This window comes from Klebsiella sp. CN_Kp088 (genome assembly GCF_040064335.1).
GTDB classification, from domain to species: domain Bacteria; phylum Pseudomonadota; class Gammaproteobacteria; order Enterobacterales; family Enterobacteriaceae; genus Klebsiella; species Klebsiella aerogenes.
This window is the reverse complement of record NZ_JBEAIQ010000016.1, coordinates 48,207-65,805: the sequence shown is the minus strand read 5'-3', so window position 1 is coordinate 65,805 and position 17,599 is coordinate 48,207. Positions and strand designations below refer to the sequence as shown.

General features: G+C 57.2%; 18 protein-coding genes. 12 read left to right on the top strand and 6 right to left on the bottom strand.

From position 1 onward, the window contains the following. Nucleotides 1–90 precede the first annotated feature (90 nt). From ABLV08_RS06995 to ybiJ, 4 genes are all read left to right on the top strand, one after another. Nucleotides 91–705 carry a flavin reductase family protein gene (locus ABLV08_RS06995; protein WP_015704818.1) on the top strand — a complete coding sequence of 205 codons (615 nt, stop codon included), beginning with the start codon at nucleotides 91–93 and terminating at the stop codon, nucleotides 703–705. 157 nt (nucleotides 706–862) lie between these two features. Continuing rightward, a complete protein-coding gene (locus ABLV08_RS06990; RefSeq protein WP_074164477.1) occupies nucleotides 863–1,126 on the top strand; it encodes a YdgH/BhsA/McbA-like domain containing protein in 264 nt (87 codons plus the stop codon). A gap of 119 nt (nucleotides 1,127–1,245) precedes the next feature. Next, nucleotides 1,246–1,512 (top strand): DksA/TraR family C4-type zinc finger protein, encoded by a 267-nt coding sequence (locus ABLV08_RS06985; RefSeq protein ID WP_015367587.1) that lies wholly within the window; start codon nucleotides 1,246–1,248, stop codon nucleotides 1,510–1,512. 284 nt (nucleotides 1,513–1,796) lie between these two features. Next, nucleotides 1,797–2,057, top strand: coding sequence for a DUF1471 family protein YbiJ (ybiJ, locus tag ABLV08_RS06980; RefSeq protein ID WP_015367588.1), 261 nt, complete (start codon nucleotides 1,797–1,799; stop codon nucleotides 2,055–2,057). A gap of 102 nt (nucleotides 2,058–2,159) precedes the next feature. On the opposite strand, the gene ybiB is transcribed toward ybiJ, so the two are convergent. From ybiB to rhlE, 3 genes are all read right to left on the bottom strand, one after another. Further along, a complete protein-coding gene (gene ybiB, locus ABLV08_RS06975; RefSeq protein WP_348855685.1) occupies nucleotides 2,160–3,128 on the bottom strand; it encodes a DNA-binding protein YbiB in 969 nt (322 codons plus the stop codon). Nucleotides 3,129–3,178: 50 nt separating this feature from the next. Further along, nucleotides 3,179–5,323: an ATP-dependent DNA helicase DinG gene (gene dinG / locus ABLV08_RS06970; protein WP_100279979.1), complete on the bottom strand. Its 2,145-nt coding sequence runs from the start codon at nucleotides 5,321–5,323 to the stop codon at nucleotides 3,179–3,181. A gap of 196 nt (nucleotides 5,324–5,519) precedes the next feature. Next, complete coding sequence (gene rhlE / locus ABLV08_RS06965; protein WP_015704814.1) at nucleotides 5,520–6,860, bottom strand: ATP-dependent RNA helicase RhlE; 1,341 nt, start codon at nucleotides 6,858–6,860, stop codon at nucleotides 5,520–5,522. 259 nt (nucleotides 6,861–7,119) lie between these two features. On the opposite strand from rhlE, the gene cecR reads away from it, so the two are divergent. The 5 genes from cecR (at nucleotide 7,120) to ABLV08_RS06940 (ending at nucleotide 12,836) form a co-directional block, all read left to right on the top strand. Beyond that, nucleotides 7,120–7,797, top strand: coding sequence for a transcriptional regulator CecR (gene cecR / locus ABLV08_RS06960; protein ID WP_015704813.1), 678 nt, complete (start codon nucleotides 7,120–7,122; stop codon nucleotides 7,795–7,797). Further along, nucleotides 7,794–8,786, top strand: coding sequence for a secretion protein HlyD (hlyD, locus tag ABLV08_RS06955; RefSeq protein ID WP_015704812.1), 993 nt, complete (start codon nucleotides 7,794–7,796; stop codon nucleotides 8,784–8,786). Before cecR ends, hlyD begins: the two co-directional genes overlap by 4 nt. Further along, the gene (locus ABLV08_RS06950) at nucleotides 8,779–10,518 is read left to right on the top strand and encodes an ATP-binding cassette domain-containing protein (protein ID WP_020079305.1); all 1,740 of its coding nucleotides are present in this window, start codon (nucleotides 8,779–8,781) and stop codon (nucleotides 10,516–10,518) included. The genes hlyD and ABLV08_RS06950 overlap by 8 nt, the downstream gene beginning before the upstream one ends. Continuing rightward, nucleotides 10,508–11,641: an ABC transporter permease gene (locus ABLV08_RS06945; protein WP_320895734.1), complete on the top strand. Its 1,134-nt coding sequence runs from the start codon at nucleotides 10,508–10,510 to the stop codon at nucleotides 11,639–11,641. The genes ABLV08_RS06950 and ABLV08_RS06945 overlap by 11 nt, the downstream gene beginning before the upstream one ends. Nucleotides 11,642–11,729: 88 nt before the next feature. Continuing rightward, a complete protein-coding gene (locus tag ABLV08_RS06940; protein WP_015704809.1) occupies nucleotides 11,730–12,836 on the top strand; it encodes an ABC transporter permease in 1,107 nt (368 codons plus the stop codon). Here ABLV08_RS06940 and ABLV08_RS06935 read toward each other — a convergent pair. Beyond that, nucleotides 12,798–13,208, bottom strand: coding sequence for a YbhQ family protein (locus ABLV08_RS06935; protein ID WP_032712926.1), 411 nt, complete (start codon nucleotides 13,206–13,208; stop codon nucleotides 12,798–12,800). The two genes, ABLV08_RS06940 and ABLV08_RS06935, sit on opposite strands and share 39 nt — an antisense overlap. A 131-nt stretch (nucleotides 13,209–13,339) precedes the next feature. On the opposite strand from ABLV08_RS06935, the gene ABLV08_RS06930 reads away from it, so the two are divergent. Genes ABLV08_RS06930 through ABLV08_RS06920 form a run of 3 tightly spaced genes read left to right on the top strand, consistent with a single transcriptional unit; the run spans nucleotide 13,340 to nucleotide 16,304 of the window. Next, complete coding sequence (locus ABLV08_RS06930; protein ID WP_042895144.1) at nucleotides 13,340–14,101, top strand: endonuclease/exonuclease/phosphatase family protein; 762 nt, start codon at nucleotides 13,340–13,342, stop codon at nucleotides 14,099–14,101. Then, complete coding sequence (gene clsB / locus ABLV08_RS06925) at nucleotides 14,098–15,342, top strand: cardiolipin synthase ClsB (protein WP_348855684.1); 1,245 nt, start codon at nucleotides 14,098–14,100, stop codon at nucleotides 15,340–15,342. Before ABLV08_RS06930 ends, clsB begins: the two co-directional genes overlap by 4 nt. After that, nucleotides 15,339–16,304, top strand: coding sequence for a lysylphosphatidylglycerol synthase domain-containing protein (locus tag ABLV08_RS06920; RefSeq protein ID WP_015367601.1), 966 nt, complete (start codon nucleotides 15,339–15,341; stop codon nucleotides 16,302–16,304). Before clsB ends, ABLV08_RS06920 begins: the two co-directional genes overlap by 4 nt. Nucleotides 16,305–16,397: 93 nt before the next feature. Here the strand turns inward: ABLV08_RS06920 and ABLV08_RS06915 are convergent, their stop codons facing one another. Both ABLV08_RS06915 and moaE read right to left on the bottom strand, forming a co-directional pair. Then, complete coding sequence (locus ABLV08_RS06915) at nucleotides 16,398–17,102, bottom strand: Bax inhibitor-1/YccA family protein (RefSeq protein ID WP_015367602.1); 705 nt, start codon at nucleotides 17,100–17,102, stop codon at nucleotides 16,398–16,400. Nucleotides 17,103–17,146: 44 nt separating this feature from the next. Then, the gene (moaE, locus tag ABLV08_RS06910) at nucleotides 17,147–17,599 is read right to left on the bottom strand and encodes a molybdopterin synthase catalytic subunit MoaE (RefSeq protein ID WP_316515844.1); all 453 of its coding nucleotides are present in this window, start codon (nucleotides 17,597–17,599) and stop codon (nucleotides 17,147–17,149) included.

The following is a 17,599-nucleotide window of genomic DNA, read 5'->3' as shown; positions in this document are numbered from 1 at the left end:
TCCTTTCAACAGCCGCGTAAGATACCCGTTGACGGCGGCGCGGTAAATAAGGGAGTCTGGATATCTTCTTATTTCGCTTTCTGGTGCTCTATGTACTTCTATCAACCTGCCGAAGGCCACGGCCTGCCGCACGACCCGCTGAATGCCATCGTCGGGCCGCGCCCCATCGGCTGGATCGCTTCGCTCGATAGCGCAGGGCAACGTAATCTCGCCCCCTACAGCTTCTTCAACTGCTTTAACTATCGGCCACCGATCATCGGTTTCGCCAGCGGCGGCTGGAAAGACAGCGTGCAGAACATTGTTGAAACAAAAGAATTTGTCTGGAATCTGGCTACCCGGCCACTCGCCGAAGCGATGAATGAAACTTCCGCCACTATTCCACGTCATGAAGATGAATTCCTGCGCGCCGGATTGACCGCCGCGCCGAGCCGGATCGTCCGCGCCCCGCGCGTGGCGGAAAGCCCGGTCAACTTCGAATGTCGCCTGTCGCAGTGTATTCAGTTAACGCGCGCCAGCGGTGAAGCCATCGATAGCTGGCTGGTGCTCGGTGAAGTGGTCGCCGTGCATATCGATGAGTCGCTGCTGGAAGACGGGATTTATCAAACCGCGAAAGCGCAGCCGATTTTACGCGCCGGCGGGCCGACGGCCTACTACAGCATTGATGAAAGCCAGCGCTTCGATATGATCCGCCCGGACGCTCGTTAACTTTAGCGTAGCAAGGATAATACATGCCGCCGCGGGCGAATGCCCGGCGGCAATAAGCGCGTAAAGTGCTTGTTTGCCCACTATTATTTATCCGGTGGTTCTGCTCATCACGACCTAAACTTAAGGTATGTCCCATGCTGTTAATGAGGATATAGCCATGAGAACCTTTCTGCTCGCCCCCGCTTTTATCGCCCTTGCTCTTCTCTCCTCACCCACACAGGCCAACAACCCCGAGACCGCTGCCGTGGCCGTTGGCCCGCTGCGCCCGTCCGGCTCAGTTTCCGCCTCCGGCGCCAGCACCCTCGACGACTTACAGGCGCAACTGGCGCAAAAAGCCCACCAGCAGGGGGCGATTGCCTGGCGAATAAACGCCGCTGGCGGCGGCAACAAATTAGCCGGCACGGCGATTATTTATAAATAATCCTTCTGCCCGCGCCGGGAATACGCAGGCGGCAATGCCGGCGCCCGGGACTTGGCTGCGCATTTTTTGCCCCCATATTTTCTATACTGTTTACAGATTGCTAATACGAGGAGCGCATCATGGCATCAGGTTGGGCAAACGATGGGGCCGTCCAGGATCAAATTGACAGCACGGTAAACGATGCCGTCGCCCGCGCCCGCAGCGAGCTTCCTGGCGGAGAGAGCAACAAATTTTGTGAAGAATGCGGAGAGCCCATTCCGGAAGCGCGGCGTAAGGCGCTCGCCGGGGTCAGATACTGCGTGAAGTGCCAGCAGGATAAAGATTTACACAACAATACATATTCAGGATATAATCGTCGTGGCTCCAAAGACAGCCAGCTACGCTGACCTTCCTTTACCGTTCATTACCGCTGATTGCGCTATCTTTTCACGCACGTTTTTTGGCGAAAAAAGTGGCAAAATGTGCCTTTAGTTGCCATGGCAACTAGTTTGTCCTTCTAGCGCAGCAATAGCGTAAAATAATTTATTAATAATCAATAAATTATTCTTCATTCAAAAAATTCGATGAAGACTGTGAATTTCCTTCGATTTTATCTCGCGACAAAAAACGTGATACTTATCACATCGACGGAACATCGTCCCCCTACAGAACACACTGCGAGAGATTAATTATGAAAAACATCAAATACGCTGCCGCTGCTATCGCCCTTTCCGCTCTGTCTTTCGGCGCATTCGCCGCTCAGCCGGTAACCCCAGCCCAGGCAGAAAGCATGAATAAAATCGGCGTTGTTTCCGCTGAAGGCGCAACAACACTGGATGGTCTGGAAGCCAAACTGGCTGCTAAAGCCGATGCCGCTGGCGCAACCGGCTACAGCATCACCTCCGCTAACACCAACAACAAAGTTAGCGGTACCGCGGTTATCTACAAATAATCGCAGCAATACTCTGAAATGCCACTGAATTAACCCTGAAAAGACCTTTTAAATACCCTTGTTTGCCCGTCCGAGCCACCGGACGGGCTTTTTTTTGTCCGTTTACCAGCGTTCGGCAACCTGCGCCAGGCCATTAGCGAGCGAAGTCGCCTGACCGGTGGCAACCAGGCAGCAGGCAAGCTGAATTTTCAGCGACTGCGGAACCGGCTCGCTACCGCTCACGCAGCGCTCAATCCAGCGCGCGGTGATTTCAGGATCTTTGGATTCCGGCAATGCCACTTTTTCCTGCACAATCTCGTCGGCCCGCTCATGCAACACTCTGGTTCCCGCCGCATCAATCAGGTTAATTTGCGGGCAGCGCTGCGGGTTGGCATAGACTTCACCTTCGGTACCGTGCATCAGCAGCGCCCGGCCACCGATCTGCGTAAAGAACGCCGCGACCTTGCCGACATATTCCGGATGCGACACGCTCGACAGACGCAGCGCGGCATCTTCAGCGAACGGCGTCGCCAGCTTGGCCAGCGTATGCGCGCTGTTGCGCACCCCCATCCGCCAACGCAATGCCAGCTGCTTTTCCAGCGGCGGGCACAGCGCTCCGACCGGGATATAGACCGGCTCATGGCTGTCGAGACGCGCCTGGGCCTGACCCGCGTGGGTGGTGGCCGGGATCCCCATCAGCGCAAAAATGGTCTCGGTCAGGATGCGGGTTGGATCATGACTGACGCCATGAACCACCACCGGGAAACCGAGTTTATGCAGTAGTACCGCCAGCTGCGGCGTCAGGTTGGCCTGTTTGCGCGCGCCGTTATAGCTGGGGATAACAATCGGCATCGGTTTCGCTACCGGCGGCGTCAGGCGGATGGTCTGTAGCTGCATCGCCTCATAAAAGCCCTGCATTTCGGCTTCGCCTTCGCCCTTGATGCGCAGCGCAATGAGAATAGCGCCCAGTTCCAGATCGTCCACTTCACCGTTTAACATCCGCGTATACAGCGCACGGGCCGTGACTAAATCCAGGTCGCGAGCGTGATTTTTGCCGCGCCCGACTTCTTTGATGATTTTGGTGTAATCCATCGACTTGCTCCCTCCAGCGGTAGGCTCCGCCGACCGCACCGCTTATGCGCTTAGCGGCGTCGGCGACGCGTCTGTTTTGCTTTGCTTTTTACTATAACCTCGGGAACGCCCGGCTGCTCTATGGGAAATACCGGTAACGCATTTAACAATCGCGCGCCGTAATTTTTAGTCAGCAGGCGCTTATCGTAAATAATGACTTCGCCCCAGCACTGATGGCTACGGATCAGGCGCCCGACCTGTTGAATCAGGTTGAATGAGGCGCTCGGCAGGCTTTGCACCTCAAAGGGATAGCGGTTGAGGCTTTTCAACCACTCGCCTTCGGTGATCACCACCGGGCTGTCGATCGGCGGGAAGGCGATTTTATGGATATGCACCTGGCTTAACAGCTCGCCCTTTAAATCCAGCCCTTCGGCAAAAGATTGCAAGCCAACTAACACGCTGCGCTCGCCGCCTTCAACGCGTTTACGATGCAGCTCGACAAGTCGATAGCGCGGCTGATCGCCCTGCACCAGCAGCATCAGGCGCAGATCGGTAACATGTTCCAGAAAGCGATTCATGGCCCGCCCGCTGGCGAACAGCACCAGCATACCAAGATGCTTTTTGCTCTCGACCTGCTCACGGAAAAAAGCCGCCATTTCGGCGATGTGCTGCTCTTCATTATCAATAAGCGGCTCATAGTGCATTTGCGGAATAATGATTTTTCCCTGTTCGACGTGATTGAACGGCGAGTCCAGCGCCACGAAACGATCGCCCGCTTTCTCTTTCAGACCGCTCATCTCCTGCAGGCGCGAGAAGCTATTCAACGAACGCAGCGTCGCCGAGGTGACGACAATATGCGGCACGCTGCGCCACAGCAGACGTTCGAGCTGATCGCTGACGCGGATCCCCACGCAGTGGAACCAGACATGGATCTGGCCATCGCGAATCTCGCGGGTGGCCCATTTGGTCACCGGCGCGCCGGAAGACTGCGCCATTGAGGCCAGCCGCCACAGCTTGCTCTGGCTTTCGAACATGCCAAGGGCCCGGTTCATCTGCAGCAGGATACGATGCAGGCGCACCACGTCGTGGCTGCCGGTCTTTTCGCTGAGATCGTTGAGAAACAGCTCCGCCAGCCCGCGTAGCATTTCGGTGAGCTTGGCCAGCCGCTGGCAAATCTCCATCACTTCCTGCGGCAGTTCGCCCATCGGGAAGCGATGCTCCGCCTCCTGGGCGGCAGGCATATAGAGATTGAGAATATTATTGAGCGAGGCGATAAGCTCATATAGCTCTTCGCAGTGTTCATTTAATCGTTCCGGATTGGCCAACGGCGGCGTGGTCTTCGGACGGAACTGCTCCATGCAGGTCGCCACCAATTTGCTGAACAGATCCAACTGTAGCCGGTACCAGGGCGCGGTTATCTCCGCGCTCATCTCTAAGGCGTCGCGGGCGACGTCCGGCAGATGGTGGCCTTCGTCGAGCACCAGCAGAAGGTTTTTCGGCTCTGGCAGCACCGCTTCGCTCTCCATGGCCGCCATCACCAACGCATGGTTGGCCACCACCACTTCCGCTTCCTGGATTTCGCGCCGGGCGACGAAGAATGGGCATTCGCGGTAGTAGTGGCAGTTGCGGTTAAGACAGCTGGCTTTATCGGTGCTCAGCCGCCCCCACAGGGCGTCATCAATGGGCTTGTCGGTATGATCGCGCAGGCCGTCCCATTTATAGCCGTCGAGATCGGTTTTCAGCGTCGCGCAGAGCTTTTGTTCGGCCTGGTTTTTTGGCGTCAGATCGTCATCGAGGAACGCCAGCAGATCCTGCTGCGTCGCCTCGGTACTGGCCAGCGCCGCCAGATTACGCGGACAAACGTAGCGGCCACGGCCAAAGGCGGCGGTAAAGCGTAGGTCGGGAATAATCTTGCGCAGCAGCGGCAGGTCTTTACTGTAGATTTGATCCTGCAGCGCGACGTTGGCGGTACTGACCACCAGCGTTTTTTGTTCCTCACGGGCAATGGCGATGCCGGGGATCAGATATGACAGCGTTTTGCCGACGCCGGTCGGCGCTTCGATAGCCAGATGCCGCCCCTCTTCCCCGGCGAGCGTTTTCGCCACATCGGCGATCATCTGCCGCTGCGGGGCTCGGGGGATAAAGTCCGGGATCTGTTCCTGAAGCGCCTTATACCAGGCGGCGATTTGCGCTTTAAGCGCAGCGGTCAAAGCCATGAGAAAACCTGAATACTGTATAAACAGCCACTATTGTGCCATTTTTGCCGGCCAGGAGGTATTGCTTTCTGTAGAGGGTGGAATCGCGCTCGATAAAAAACGCAATGAACGGTAAAAAAAACGGCCCGCCGCCGCGCACGCGGAGAGACGGGCCGTTATGATGCCTGGGCGCTTTATCGTCCCAGGCAGCAGCATATTATTCGCCGGCAGGTTTACGCGGGCGACGGCGACGCGGTGGTTTACCGTCCTGGGTACGCGCTTTCGGCGCTTCGCCATCCTGACGGCGCGGCGCCTGCTGGCTACGGCCCTGGCTCTGACCACCGCGTCCCTGCCCCTGACCGCGGCCACCGCCGCCACGCTGCTGACGACCATTTTGAATCGGCTCCGCTTTAATCGACGGATCCGGCTCGTAACCGGCAACAGCAATACGCGGGATCTCTTTTTTCAGCAGGCGTTCGATATCACGCAGCAGCTTATGCTCGTCCACGCAGACCAGCGACAACGCTTCGCCGGTCGCCGCCGCGCGTCCGGTACGGCCAATCCGGTGCACGTAATCTTCCGGCACGTTTGGCAGCTCATAGTTGACCACGTGCGGCAGCTCTTCGATATCGAGCCCGCGCGCGGCGATGTCGGTGGCGACCAGCACACGAATGCCGCCGGATTTAAAGTCAGCCAGCGCGCGGGTACGCGCACCCTGGCTCTTATTGCCGTGGATGGCGGCGCTACGGATACCGTCTTTATTCAGCTGCTCCGCCAGATGGTTGGCACCGTGCTTGGTACGGGTAAAGACCAGCACCTGCTGCCAATTGCCTTCGCCAATCAGCTGCGAGAGCAGTTCACGCTTACGTTTCTTATCCACAAAGTGAACGTGCTGGGTGATCTGCTCAGAGGCGGTGTTGCGGCGCGCCACTTCGACTTCCAGCGGGTTATGCAGCAGTTTTTCCGCCAGCGCCTTGATCTCATCAGAGAAGGTGGCGGAGAACAGCAGGTTTTGACGACGCGGCGGCAGTTTAGCCAGCACGCGGCGGATGTCGTGGATAAAGCCCATATCCAGCATGCGATCGGCTTCATCCAGTACCAGCACTTCGACTTTATCCAGGCTGACCGCATTCTGATGTTCAAGATCCAGCAGACGGCCTGGGGTGGCGACGAGGATATCGACGCCGCCGCGCAGCTTCATCATCTGCGGGTTGATGCTCACGCCCCCGAAAACCACCAGCGAGCGGATATTGAGATATTTGCTGTAGTCGCGGACATTCTCACCCACCTGCGCCGCCAGTTCGCGGGTCGGCGTCAGGATCAGGGCGCGCACCGGACGGCGCCCCTTCGCGTGCGGCTGATCCTGGGTCAGGCGCTGCAGCAGCGGCAGCGTAAAGCCGGCGGTCTTGCCGGTCCCGGTCTGGGCGCTGGCCATCAGATCGCGGCCCTGCAGTACTGCCGGGATCGCCTGCTGCTGGATGGGGGTCGGCTCAACGTAGCCCTGCTCGGCGACGGCGCGCAGGATATCGGGATTCAGGCCAAGGGAATCAAAAGACATAACAACTCCGAACCGCCCCGACCCGTTTAAGGGCGTAGTTTTCAGGGAGATTATTGCGATAGAGATGGCAAAAACCACAATGCCATGAAGGGGCGCAGTTTAGCAGATTTTGTGACGAACCGCATAAAATATCCCCGCAGGAATTACCAGCAAAATAATACTCGCTTGCGCCGGATAATTTTTCGTCTTCACCATGGTGGACAGTTCAGCGAATCGCCCCTATTCTTAATCAATCGATTGATTAATTTTTTAGAGTGCGATGAACAGTACCTCCGTGACCAGTAAAGGCGAACAAGCCAAAAGCCAGCTTATCGCCGCCGCCATCGCGCAATTCGGCGAATATGGCCTCCATGCGACGACCCGCGATATCGCCGCGCAGGCCGGGCAGAATATCGCCGCTATCACCTATTATTTCGGTTCGAAAGACGACTTGTATCTCGCCTGCGCACAGTGGATCGCCGACTGTATCGGCGAGAATTTCCGCCCGCATGCCGAGGCGGCCGAAGCCCTGCTCGCCCAGACGAAACCTGACAAACCGGCGCTGCGGGAATTGATCCTGCGCAGCTGCCGCGATATGAGTCTGCTGCTGACCCAGGACGACACGGTCAACCTCAGCAAGTTTATCTCTCGCGAGCAGCTCTCCCCTACCGCGGCTTACCAGCTTATCCACCAGCAGGTTATCGCCCCGCTACATAGCTATTTGACCCGGCTTATCGCCGCCTGGACCGGGCGCGATGCCAACGATACGCAGATGATTCTGCACACCCACGCCCTGCTTGGCGAGGTGCTGGCCTTCCGGCTCGGGCGGGAAACCATTTTACTGCGTACCGGCTGGGCGCAGTTCGATCAACAAAAGGCTGAACAAATTTTTCAGGTGATCACCTGTCATATCGATTTCATTCTGCAAGGGTTAGCGCAAAGGAGCCTGGGATCATGAAAAAACCCGTCGTCGTTCTATTGGTCGTCATCGTGCTCGCCGCGCTCGGCGGCGGCTGGTGGTGGTATCAAAGCAGCCAGGCAAAAGATCTCACTCTCTACGGCAATGTCGATATTCGCACTGTGAATATGAGCTTCCGCGTCGGCGGGCGGCTGGCAACCCTGAACGTCGATGAAGGCGATGAAATTCGCCGTGGGCAAACCCTCGGCGAACTTGACCGCGCGCCATATGAAAACGCGCTGCAGCAGGCGCAGGCCAACGTCTCCACCGCCCAGGCGCAGTACGATTTGATGATGGCGGGTTACCGTGCCGAAGAGATTGCGCAGGCGGCGGCCGCGGTTAATCAGGCGCAGGCCGCCTGGGTCTATGCGCAGAATTTTTATCAACGTCAGCTCGGCCTGCGCGCCAGCAGCGCGATTTCCGCCAACGACCTCGAAAACGCCCGTTCTTCACGCGATCAGGCGCAGGCGACCTTAAAATCGGCGCAGGATAAACTGCGTCAATATCGCGCCGGTAACCGCCCGCAGGAAATTGCCCAGGCCAAAGCCAGCCTTGAACAGGCGCAGGCGGCCCTGGCGCAAGCCAAACTGGACCTGCATGATACCGTACTGACCGCGCCGTCCGACGGCACCTTGATGACCCGCGCCGTCGAACCTGGCACCATGTTAAACGCCGGCGGCACGGTGCTGACGCTATCGTTAACCCATCCGGTTTGGGTACGCGCCTACGTTGACGAGAAAAATCTCGGCCAGGCGCAGCCGGGGCGCGAAGTACTGCTGTATACCGATAGCCGGCCGAACAAGCCCTATCACGGTAAAATCGGCTTTGTCTCCCCCAGCGCCGAATTCACGCCAAAGACCGTAGAAACACCGGATTTGCGCACCGATCTCGTCTACCGCCTGCGCATCGTGGTGAACGACGCCGACGCCGCGCTGCGCCAGGGCATGCCGGTGACCGTCTCCTTCAGCAACGGAAACGGGCATGAGTAAGGACGCGATAACTTTAACCGGACTGACACGCGGTTTTCCCGGTATGGACCGACCCGCAGTCGCGCCGCTGAACTGTACGATTCACTCAGGCTACGTCACAGGGCTCGTCGGCCCAGATGGCGCAGGTAAAACGACGCTGATGCGAATGCTGGCCGGTTTACTTAAGCCTGATGAGGGCAGCGCCAGCGTAATCGGCTTCGATCCGCTGAAGGACGACGGCGCGCTGCACGCGGCGCTCGGCTATATGCCGCAGAAATTCGGCCTGTATGAAGATCTGACGGTGATGGAAAACCTGAACCTGTACGCCGATCTGCGCAGCGTCACCGGCGAGGCGCGCAAGAAAATATTCGAGCGCCTGCTGGAATTCACATCTCTTGGCCCTTTCACCGGGCGATTAGCCGGCAAACTCTCCGGCGGCATGAAACAAAAGCTGGGGCTCGCCTGTACATTGGTAGGCGATCCTAAAGTGCTGTTGTTAGATGAGCCCGGAGTCGGGGTCGACCCTATCTCGCGCCGCGAGCTGTGGCAGATGGTGCACGAACTGGCCGGCGACGGCATGCTAATTTTGTGGAGCACCTCTTATCTCGATGAAGCCGAGCAGTGCCGCGATGTGCTGCTGATGAACGAAGGTAAATTGCTTTACCAGGGCGAACCGAAGGCGCTGACGCAAACCATGGCCGGGCGCAGCTTTCTGGTCTCCAGCCCGCAGGAAAACAACCGCCGCCTGTTGCAGCGGGCGCTGAAACTGCCGCAAATTAGCGATGGCGTGATTCAGGGCAAATCGGTGCGTTTGATCCTGAAAAAGGCAGCCCGCATTGATGAGGTTCAGCAAAACGGCAACATGCCGCCGCTACAGGTGGCCGAAACTGCGCCGCGTTTTGAAGACGCCTTTATCGACCTGTTAGGCGGCGCCGGAACCGCCGAGTCGCCGTTAGGAGAGATTATTCATCACGTGGACGGCAACAAAGACGAAACGGTCATTGAAGCACGGTCGTTAACGAAAAAGTTTGGTGATTTCGCCGCCACCGATCACGTCGATTTCCAGGTTAAGCGCGGTGAGATTTTCGGCCTGCTTGGCCCTAACGGCGCCGGTAAATCCACGACCTTCAAAATGATGTGCGGCCTGCTGGTGCCGACCGACGGAAAAGCGCTGGTGCTGGGGATGGACCTCAAGGTTAGCTCCGGTAAAGCACGTCAACATTTAGGCTATATGGCGCAAAAATTCTCGCTGTACGGCAACCTCAGCGTCGAACAGAACCTGCGTTTTTTCTCCGGCGTTTACGGCCTACGCGGCCGGGCGCAAAATGAAAAAATCGCGCGCATGAGCGATGCCTTTGGCCTGAAAAGTATCGCCGGCCACGCCGCCGACGAGCTACCGCTCGGCTACAAGCAGCGGCTGGCGCTGGCCTGCTCGCTGATGCATGAACCCGACATTCTGTTTCTCGATGAACCCACCTCCGGCGTCGACCCGCTAACCCGCCGCGAGTTCTGGCTGCATATCAACAGCATGGTCGATAAAGGGGTCACGGTGATGGTGACTACCCACTTTATGGATGAGGCGGAATACTGCGACCGCATCGGGCTGGTCTACCACGGTAAGCTTATCGCCAGCGGCACGCCGGACGCGCTGAAGGCGCAGGCGGCGAATGACAGTCAGGCGGATCCCACTATGGAACAGGCGTTTATTACCCTGATTAACCAATGGGACAAGGAAAACGGTCATGAGCAATAGCATTCTTTCCTGGCGACGGGTTCGCGCGCTGTGCGTCAAAGAGACCCGACAGATCGTCCGCGATCCCAGCAGTTGGCTAATTGCGGTGGTGATCCCCCTGCTCCTGCTGTTTATCTTCGGCTACGGCATAAACCTCGACTCCAGCAAACTGCGGGTCGGCGTATTGCTGGAGCAGCAGAGCGTAGAGGCGCTGGATTTCGTCCATACCATGACCGGCTCACCCTATATCGACGCCACCGTCAGCGATAATCGCCAGCAGTTGATTGAGCTGATGCAGGCCGGGCGCATCCGCGCGATGGTCGTCATTCCCGTCGACTTTGACCGTCAGATGGCCCGCGCCGGCGCCAATGCGCCGATTCAGTTAATTACCGACGGTAGCGAACCGAATACCGCTAACTTCGCGCAGGGCTACGTCGAAGGTATCTGGCAGATTTGGCAACAGCAGCGGGCAGAAGACCGCGGTGAGACCTTTGAACCGCTTATCGATGTGCAGATGCGCTACTGGTTTAACCCGGCGGCCATCAGCCAGCACTTTATTATCCCCGGCGCAATTACCATCATCATGACCGTGGTCGGCGCGATATTGACCTCGCTGGTGGTAGCGCGCGAATGGGAACGCGGCACCATGGAAGCGCTGCTATCCACTGAAATCACCCGCGCCGAACTGCTGCTGTGCAAGATAATTCCCTACTATTTCCTCGGCATGCTGGCGATGTTGCTGTGTATGCTGGTATCGATATTTATTCTCGGCGTGCCCTATCGCGGCTCGCTGCTGATTCTGTTTGTCATCACCAGCCTGTTTTTGCTTAGTACGCTGGGAATGGGGTTACTGATCTCGACCATTACCCGCAACCAGTTTAACGCTGCGCAGGTCGCGTTGAACGCCGCTTTTTTACCATCGATTATGTTGTCCGGGTTTATTTTCCAGATAGACAGTATGCCGGCGGTGATCCGCGCGGTGACCTACGTGATCCCGGCGCGTTATTTCGTCAACACCCTGCAAAGCCTGTTTCTGGCGGGCAATATTCCGGTGGTGCTGCTGGTGAACGTGCTGTTTTTGATTGCTTCGGCGGTGATGTTTATCGGCCTGACGTGGCTGAAAACCAAACGGCGTCTGGATTAACCCTGCGCTCGAATTTTGCCCGGTGGCGCTACGCTTACCGGGCCTACGGTAAGTTTCGGTCGCCCGGGTCCGACATGAGGAAGGTTTTATGTTTCATCGTTTATGGACATTAATCCGCAAAGAGCTGCAGTCGCTGCTGCGCGAACCGCAAACGCGGATGATTTTAATCATGCCGGTGCTGATTCAGGTATTGTTGTTTCCCTTTGCCGCCACGCTTGAGGTGACCAACGCTACCATCGCTATCTATAACGAAGATAGCGGCCGCCACGCGGTGGAGCTCACCCAGCGCTTTGCCCGCGCCAAAGCCTTTACCCACGTCCTGCTGCTGAAAAGCCCGCAGGCGATTCAACCGACCATCGATGAACAAAAAGCCCTGCTCGTGGTGCGCTTCCCGGCGGATTTCTCGCGTAATCTCGACAACTATCAAACCGCCCCGCTACAGCTACTGCTCGACGGGCGTAACTCCAACAGCGCGCAAATCGCCGCTAACTATCTACAGCAGATTGTTAAAAACTATCAGCAGGATCTGCTGCAGGACAAAGCGAAACCGAACAACAGCGAACTGGTGGTGCGCAACTGGTACAACCCGAATCTCGACTATAAATGGTTCGTGGTGCCGTCGCTTATCGCCATGATCACCACCATCGGGGTGATGATCGTCACCTCGCTGTCGGTGGCTCGCGAGCGTGAACAGGGTACCCTCGATCAGCTGCTGGTCTCACCGCTCGCCACCTGGCAAATCTTCGTTGGCAAAGCCGTTCCGGCGCTGATAGTCGCCACGATGCAGGCGACTATCGTGCTGGCGATAGGTATCTGGGCTTATCAGATCCCGTTTGCCGGCTCGCTGCTGCTGTTCTATTTCACCATGCTGATTTACGGTCTATCGCTGGTGGGCTTTGGCTTATTGATTTCTTCGCTGTGTTCAACCCAGCAGCAGGCATTTATCGGCGTGTTCGTCTTTATGATGCCGGCGATTCTGCTATCCGGCTACGTTTCACCGGTAGAAAACATGCCGCAGTGGCTGCAAGATTTGACCTGGATAAACCCAATCCGGCACTTTACCGATATCACCAAGCAAATTTATCTGAAGGATGCGAGTCTGAAGATTGTGTGGGGAAGTTTGTGGCCGCTATTAGTCATAGCGGCCACCACCGGCTCAGCGGCGTATGCGATGTTCCGAAGAAAGATTGCCTAGTTTTTTATCTTTCGCCAGCAGCGATACCACCGCCGGGCCTGCCAGTATGACCAGCCCGGCGAGGGCCAGCAGCAGGTTGTTGTGCAGCACGCGCGACAACAACCAGAGCACTATCATGGCGGCGCCGAAGTACCAGGTCGTGGTGAGTTCCTCAAGGAAGTCCCCGACATCGCGCCAGCGCGCTTCATGGTGACGCTGTAAAAACAACATCGCCAGCAGCGTGACGCCGTACAATACGCACAGCCCTAATCCGACGCGCACCAGCGCGCCGCTCAGCCAACCCATCACCAGTACTGCCACGACCAGTAGATGCAACATAATCTGCCAGCAACTAAGACCCGTTGCGACGCGTACACGTTGTTGCCACTTCATGGCTTCTCTCCTGAAGGATTTTTCTCTGTTACTCAGAGTACCGCACTTTACGGAAAATTCCGTATCACCGCATCTTTTTGTGACGTCTACTACACTATTTTATTCAGGAAAGTGACATTAACTGGAGAATTATGGCTAAGCCAACGTCGCGAATTTCGGTGAACGTGCTGACAATTAACACCCACAAGGGCTTTACGGCGTTTAATCGGCGTTTTATTTTGCCCGAACTGCGCGAGGCCGTTCGCAGCGTCAGCGCCGACATAGTTTGCCTACAGGAAGTGATGGGCGCGCACGAAGTGCACCCTTTGCATATCGAAAACTGGCCTGATACCACCCATTACGAGTTTCTTGCCGACACCATGTGGAGCGATTATGCCTACGGGCGCAATGCGGTCTACCCGGAAGGCCATCACGGCAATGCCGTACTGTCGCGCTTTCCCATTGAATATTATGAAAATCGCGATATCTCGGTCGGCAATGGCGAAAAACGCGGCCTGCTTTACTGTCGCATCGTACCTCCGCACAGCGGCACAACGATCCACGTTATCTGCGTGCATCTCGGTCTTCGCGCGCACCAGCGGCAGGCTCAGCTAACGATGCTGGCGGAGTGGGTCAATACGCTACCGGCAGGCGATCCGGTGGTGGTGGCAGGCGACTTCAACGACTGGCGCCAGCAGGCTAATCAGCCCTTAAAAGCGCAGGCAGGGCTTGAGGAGATTTTTACCCGCGCCCGCGGGCGGCCGCTACGCACCTTTCCGGTCGCTTTCCCGCTGCTGCGCCTCGATCGTATTTACGTTAAGAATGCACATGCCAGCCATCCGAAGGCGCTGGCGCTTAAACACTGGCGGCATCTGTCCGATCATGCGCCCCTGAGCGTGGAGATACATCTGTGAAATGTCGCTGGCAGGAAGGCAATCGTATTACCCTACTGGAGAATGGCGACCAGTATTATCCGGCGTTATTCGCCGCCATTGGCCGCGCGCAGCGCAAGGTGATCCTTGAATCCTTTATCTGGTTTGAAGACGAGGTGGGCTGGCGACTGCATGCCGTGCTACTGAAAGCCGCCCGCCGGGGTATTCAGGTGGAAGTGCTGCTCGACGGCTACGGCTCGCCGGATCTTAGCGATGAGTTTGTCGGCGAACTCACCGCCGCTGGCGTGGTCTTCCGCTACTACGATCCGCGCCCCCGGCTAATGGGTATGCGTACCAATTTATTCCGCCGCATGCATCGAAAAATCGTGGTGATTGACGACACAACGGCGTTTGTCGGCGGCATCAACTACTCTGCCGAGCACATGAGCGATTACGGGCCGGAGGCAAAACAGGATTATGCCGTGCAGGTTGAGGGGCCGGTGGTGCTCGATATTCTACAATTCGAGCTGGAGAACCTGCCCACCAGCGAGGCAGCCCGCCGCTGGTGGCGTCGCCGTCGCCACCAGCCGGAAATTAACCAAACCCCTGGCGAAGCGCAGGCGCTATTTATCTGGCGCGATAATCACGAACATCGTGACGATATTGAACGTCACTATCTGAAGATGCTGACCAGCTCCCGCCGCGAGGTCATCATCGCCAATGCCTATTTCTTTCCCGGCTACCGTCTGCTGCACGCCATGCGCAATGCCGCGCGGCGCGGCGTACGGGTCAAGTTGATTGTCCAGGGCGAGCCGGATATTCCGATTGTTAAGTTTGGCGCCCATCTGCTGTACCACTACCTGATTAAAGGCGGCGTTCAGGTGTATGAATACCGCCGCCGTCCGCTGCATGGCAAGGTAGCGCTGGCGGACGACCACTGGGCCACCGTCGGTTCCAGTAACCTCGACCCGCTGAGCCTGTCGTTGAATCTGGAGGCCAACCTGATTATCCACGACCGCGAGTTCAACCAGACCCTGCGCGATAACCTCAACGGCCTTATCGCCAGAGATTGCCAGCAGATAGATAAGTCTATGCTGCCAAAACGCAACTGGTGGCGGCTCGGCGTCAGCGTGCTGGCCTTCCACTTTCTGCGCCACTTCCCCGCCTGGGTCGGTTGGCTGCCGGCGCATACCCCGCAATTAGCCAGGGTCAGCCCGCCGGTGCAGCCGGAAATCGAAACCCAGGACCGGGTAGAAACGCAAACCAGAGACAATCCGCTATGAGCAAATCGCATCCCCGCTGGCGGATGGCGAAAAGAGTGCTGACCGCGCTCTTTTTTATCGCCGTCATCGTATTGCTGGTAATTTACGCGCAAAAGGTCGACTGGCAGGATGTATGGAAGGTCATCCGCGGCTACGATCGTCTGGCGCTATTTAGCGCCGTTGGGTTGGTTATCGTCAGCTACCTGATTTATGGCTGCTACGATCTGCTCGGGCGAGCCTGGTGCGGCCACAAGCTGGCAAAAAAACAGGTGATGCTGGTGTCGTTTATCTGCTACGCCTTTAACCTGACGCTCAGCACCTGGGTCGGCGGGATCGGGATGCGCTATCGGTTGTACTCGCGGCTGGGGCTGAACGGCGGCACTATTACCCGTATTTTCTCGCTTAGCATTACCACCAACTGGTTGGGCTATATTCTACTGGGCGGCGTCATTTTCACCGCGAATCTGGTGACGTTGCCGCCGCACTGGTACATCAGTCAAACCACGCTGCGTATTATTGGCGGCGTTCTGCTGCTTTTAACCCTGATCTATCTTTTCGGTTGCGCCTTCGCCAAACGCCGCCACATGACGATTAAGGGACAGCGGTTGGTGCTGCCCTCTTTTCGTTTCGCTCTACTACAGATAGGGATTTCAGCGGCGAACTGGATGGTGATGGGGGCGATTATCTGGCTGCTACTGGGCAGCGAGATTAACTATTTTCTGGTGCTGGGCGTGCTGCTGGTGAGCAGTATCGCCGGCGTTATCGTTCATATTCCCGCCGGGATTGGCGTGCTGGAGGCGGTGTTTATCGCCATGCTCTCCGGCGAGTCGATTTCGAAGGGGGCGATAATTGCCGCTCTGCTGGCGTGGCGCGCGCTGTACTATTTTCTGCCGCTGCTGCTGGCGACCATCGCCTATCTGGTGCTGGAGAGTCGGGCGAAAAAGCTGCGGCAGAAGAACGAGCGCAAGCTGGCCCGCGGATGAAACGGCCCGGTTGCGCTTACCGGGCGACATTTTTGCGGATTGCCTGGATTGGTAGCCCGGATAAGGCGCATCGCGCCGCTATCCGGGATGATATTAACGGCGGTTGCCGAAGATACGCAGCAGCATCAGGAACAGGTTGATGAAGTCCAGATACAGCGTTAAGGCGCCGAGAATAGAGTATTTACGCAGCGTGGCGCTATCGCGGGTATCAATCTGCTCGCCGATGTTTTTCAACTTCTGGGTGTCGTAGGCGGTCAGGCCGACAAACACCAGCACACCAATGTAGGTTACCGCCCACATCAGCGCTTCGCTCTTCAGCCACAGGTTAACCAGCGACGCCAGCACGATACCAATCAGCCCCATAAACAGCATGCTGCCGAAGCCGCTCAGATCGCGCTTAGTGGTGTAACCATACAGGCTCATCGCCCCGAACATCCCGCCGGTCACCACAAAAGTGCTGGCGATAGACGAATAGGTATAAACAATAAAGATGCTCGCTAACGTTAGCCCTGTTAACGCCGAATAAAGCATGAACAGCGTCGTCGCCATACCCGCGCTTAAGCGCTGCACCATCCCCGAGAGCACAAACACCAGCGCCAGTTGGGCGATGATCAGCCCGAAGAAAGTGATTTTGCTTGAAAAGACGAACATCATGACCGCCGGGGTATTCGCCGCAAACCACGCGATAAACGCGGTTAACAACAACCCGACCGTCATCCAGCCGTAAACCTGCGCCATGTAGGTCTGCAGGCCGCTGCGGCTCTGAACAATGGAATCGGAACGAGGGAATCTGTCCATGACTATCTCCTGATTAACAAGTTTCTCTCAGTAAGCGTATCACACTACCAGCGCTCTGCCGCCTGATGATCGCTGTCGCGGGCATCGACCCAGCGTTCGCCATCCGGCGTCGCCTCGCGTTTCCAGAACGGCGCGCGGGTTTTCAGGTAATCCATGATGAACTCGCCGGCGGCGAAGGCGCTGCCGCGGTGGGCGCTGGTCACACCAACAAAAACAATCTCTTCGCCCGGCCACATTTCGCCAATGCGATGGATAATCGTCACCCGGCCAAGCGGCCAACGTTCCCGCGCCTGTTCGACGATTTCCGCCAGCGATTTCTCGGTCATGCCCGGATAGTGCTCCAGCGTCAGCGCTTTCACGCTGTCGCCGAGATTGTGATTACGTACTTTGCCGGTGAAGGTGACCACCGCGCCGTCTTCATCGCGCTCGGCCAGCCACGGATACTCATCGCCGACGCAAAAGCGCGCCGGGCTTACCACGATACGAGTCTGCGTCAT

What these genes read in the sequence shown, in the direction of transcription:
- ABLV08_RS06995 (WP_015704818.1), top strand. Translation starts at nt 91, where the DNA reads ATGTACTTCTATCAACCTGCCGAAGGCCACGGCCTGCCGCACGACCCG.
- ABLV08_RS06990 (WP_074164477.1), top strand. Translation starts at nt 863, where the DNA reads ATGAGAACCTTTCTGCTCGCCCCCGCTTTTATCGCCCTTGCTCTTCTC.
- ABLV08_RS06985 (WP_015367587.1), top strand. Translation starts at nt 1,246, where the DNA reads ATGGCATCAGGTTGGGCAAACGATGGGGCCGTCCAGGATCAAATTGAC.
- ybiJ (WP_015367588.1), top strand. Translation starts at nt 1,797, where the DNA reads ATGAAAAACATCAAATACGCTGCCGCTGCTATCGCCCTTTCCGCTCTG.
- ybiB (WP_348855685.1), bottom strand. Translation starts at nt 3,128, where the DNA reads ATGGATTACACCAAAATCATCAAAGAAGTCGGGCGCGGCAAAAATCAC.
- dinG (WP_100279979.1), bottom strand. Translation starts at nt 5,323, where the DNA reads ATGGCTTTGACCGCTGCGCTTAAAGCGCAAATCGCCGCCTGGTATAAG.
- rhlE (WP_015704814.1), bottom strand. Translation starts at nt 6,860, where the DNA reads ATGTCTTTTGATTCCCTTGGCCTGAATCCCGATATCCTGCGCGCCGTC.
- cecR (WP_015704813.1), top strand. Translation starts at nt 7,120, where the DNA reads ATGAACAGTACCTCCGTGACCAGTAAAGGCGAACAAGCCAAAAGCCAG.
- hlyD (WP_015704812.1), top strand. Translation starts at nt 7,794, where the DNA reads ATGAAAAAACCCGTCGTCGTTCTATTGGTCGTCATCGTGCTCGCCGCG.
- ABLV08_RS06950 (WP_020079305.1), top strand. Translation starts at nt 8,779, where the DNA reads ATGAGTAAGGACGCGATAACTTTAACCGGACTGACACGCGGTTTTCCC.
- ABLV08_RS06945 (WP_320895734.1), top strand. Translation starts at nt 10,508, where the DNA reads ATGAGCAATAGCATTCTTTCCTGGCGACGGGTTCGCGCGCTGTGCGTC.
- ABLV08_RS06940 (WP_015704809.1), top strand. Translation starts at nt 11,730, where the DNA reads ATGTTTCATCGTTTATGGACATTAATCCGCAAAGAGCTGCAGTCGCTG.
- ABLV08_RS06935 (WP_032712926.1), bottom strand. Translation starts at nt 13,208, where the DNA reads ATGAAGTGGCAACAACGTGTACGCGTCGCAACGGGTCTTAGTTGCTGG.
- ABLV08_RS06930 (WP_042895144.1), top strand. Translation starts at nt 13,340, where the DNA reads ATGGCTAAGCCAACGTCGCGAATTTCGGTGAACGTGCTGACAATTAAC.
- ABLV08_RS06920 (WP_015367601.1), top strand. Translation starts at nt 15,339, where the DNA reads ATGAGCAAATCGCATCCCCGCTGGCGGATGGCGAAAAGAGTGCTGACC.
- ABLV08_RS06915 (WP_015367602.1), bottom strand. Translation starts at nt 17,102, where the DNA reads ATGGACAGATTCCCTCGTTCCGATTCCATTGTTCAGAGCCGCAGCGGC.
- moaE (WP_316515844.1), bottom strand. Translation starts at nt 17,599, where the DNA reads ATGACGCAGACTCGTATCGTGGTAAGCCCGGCGCGCTTTTGCGTCGGC.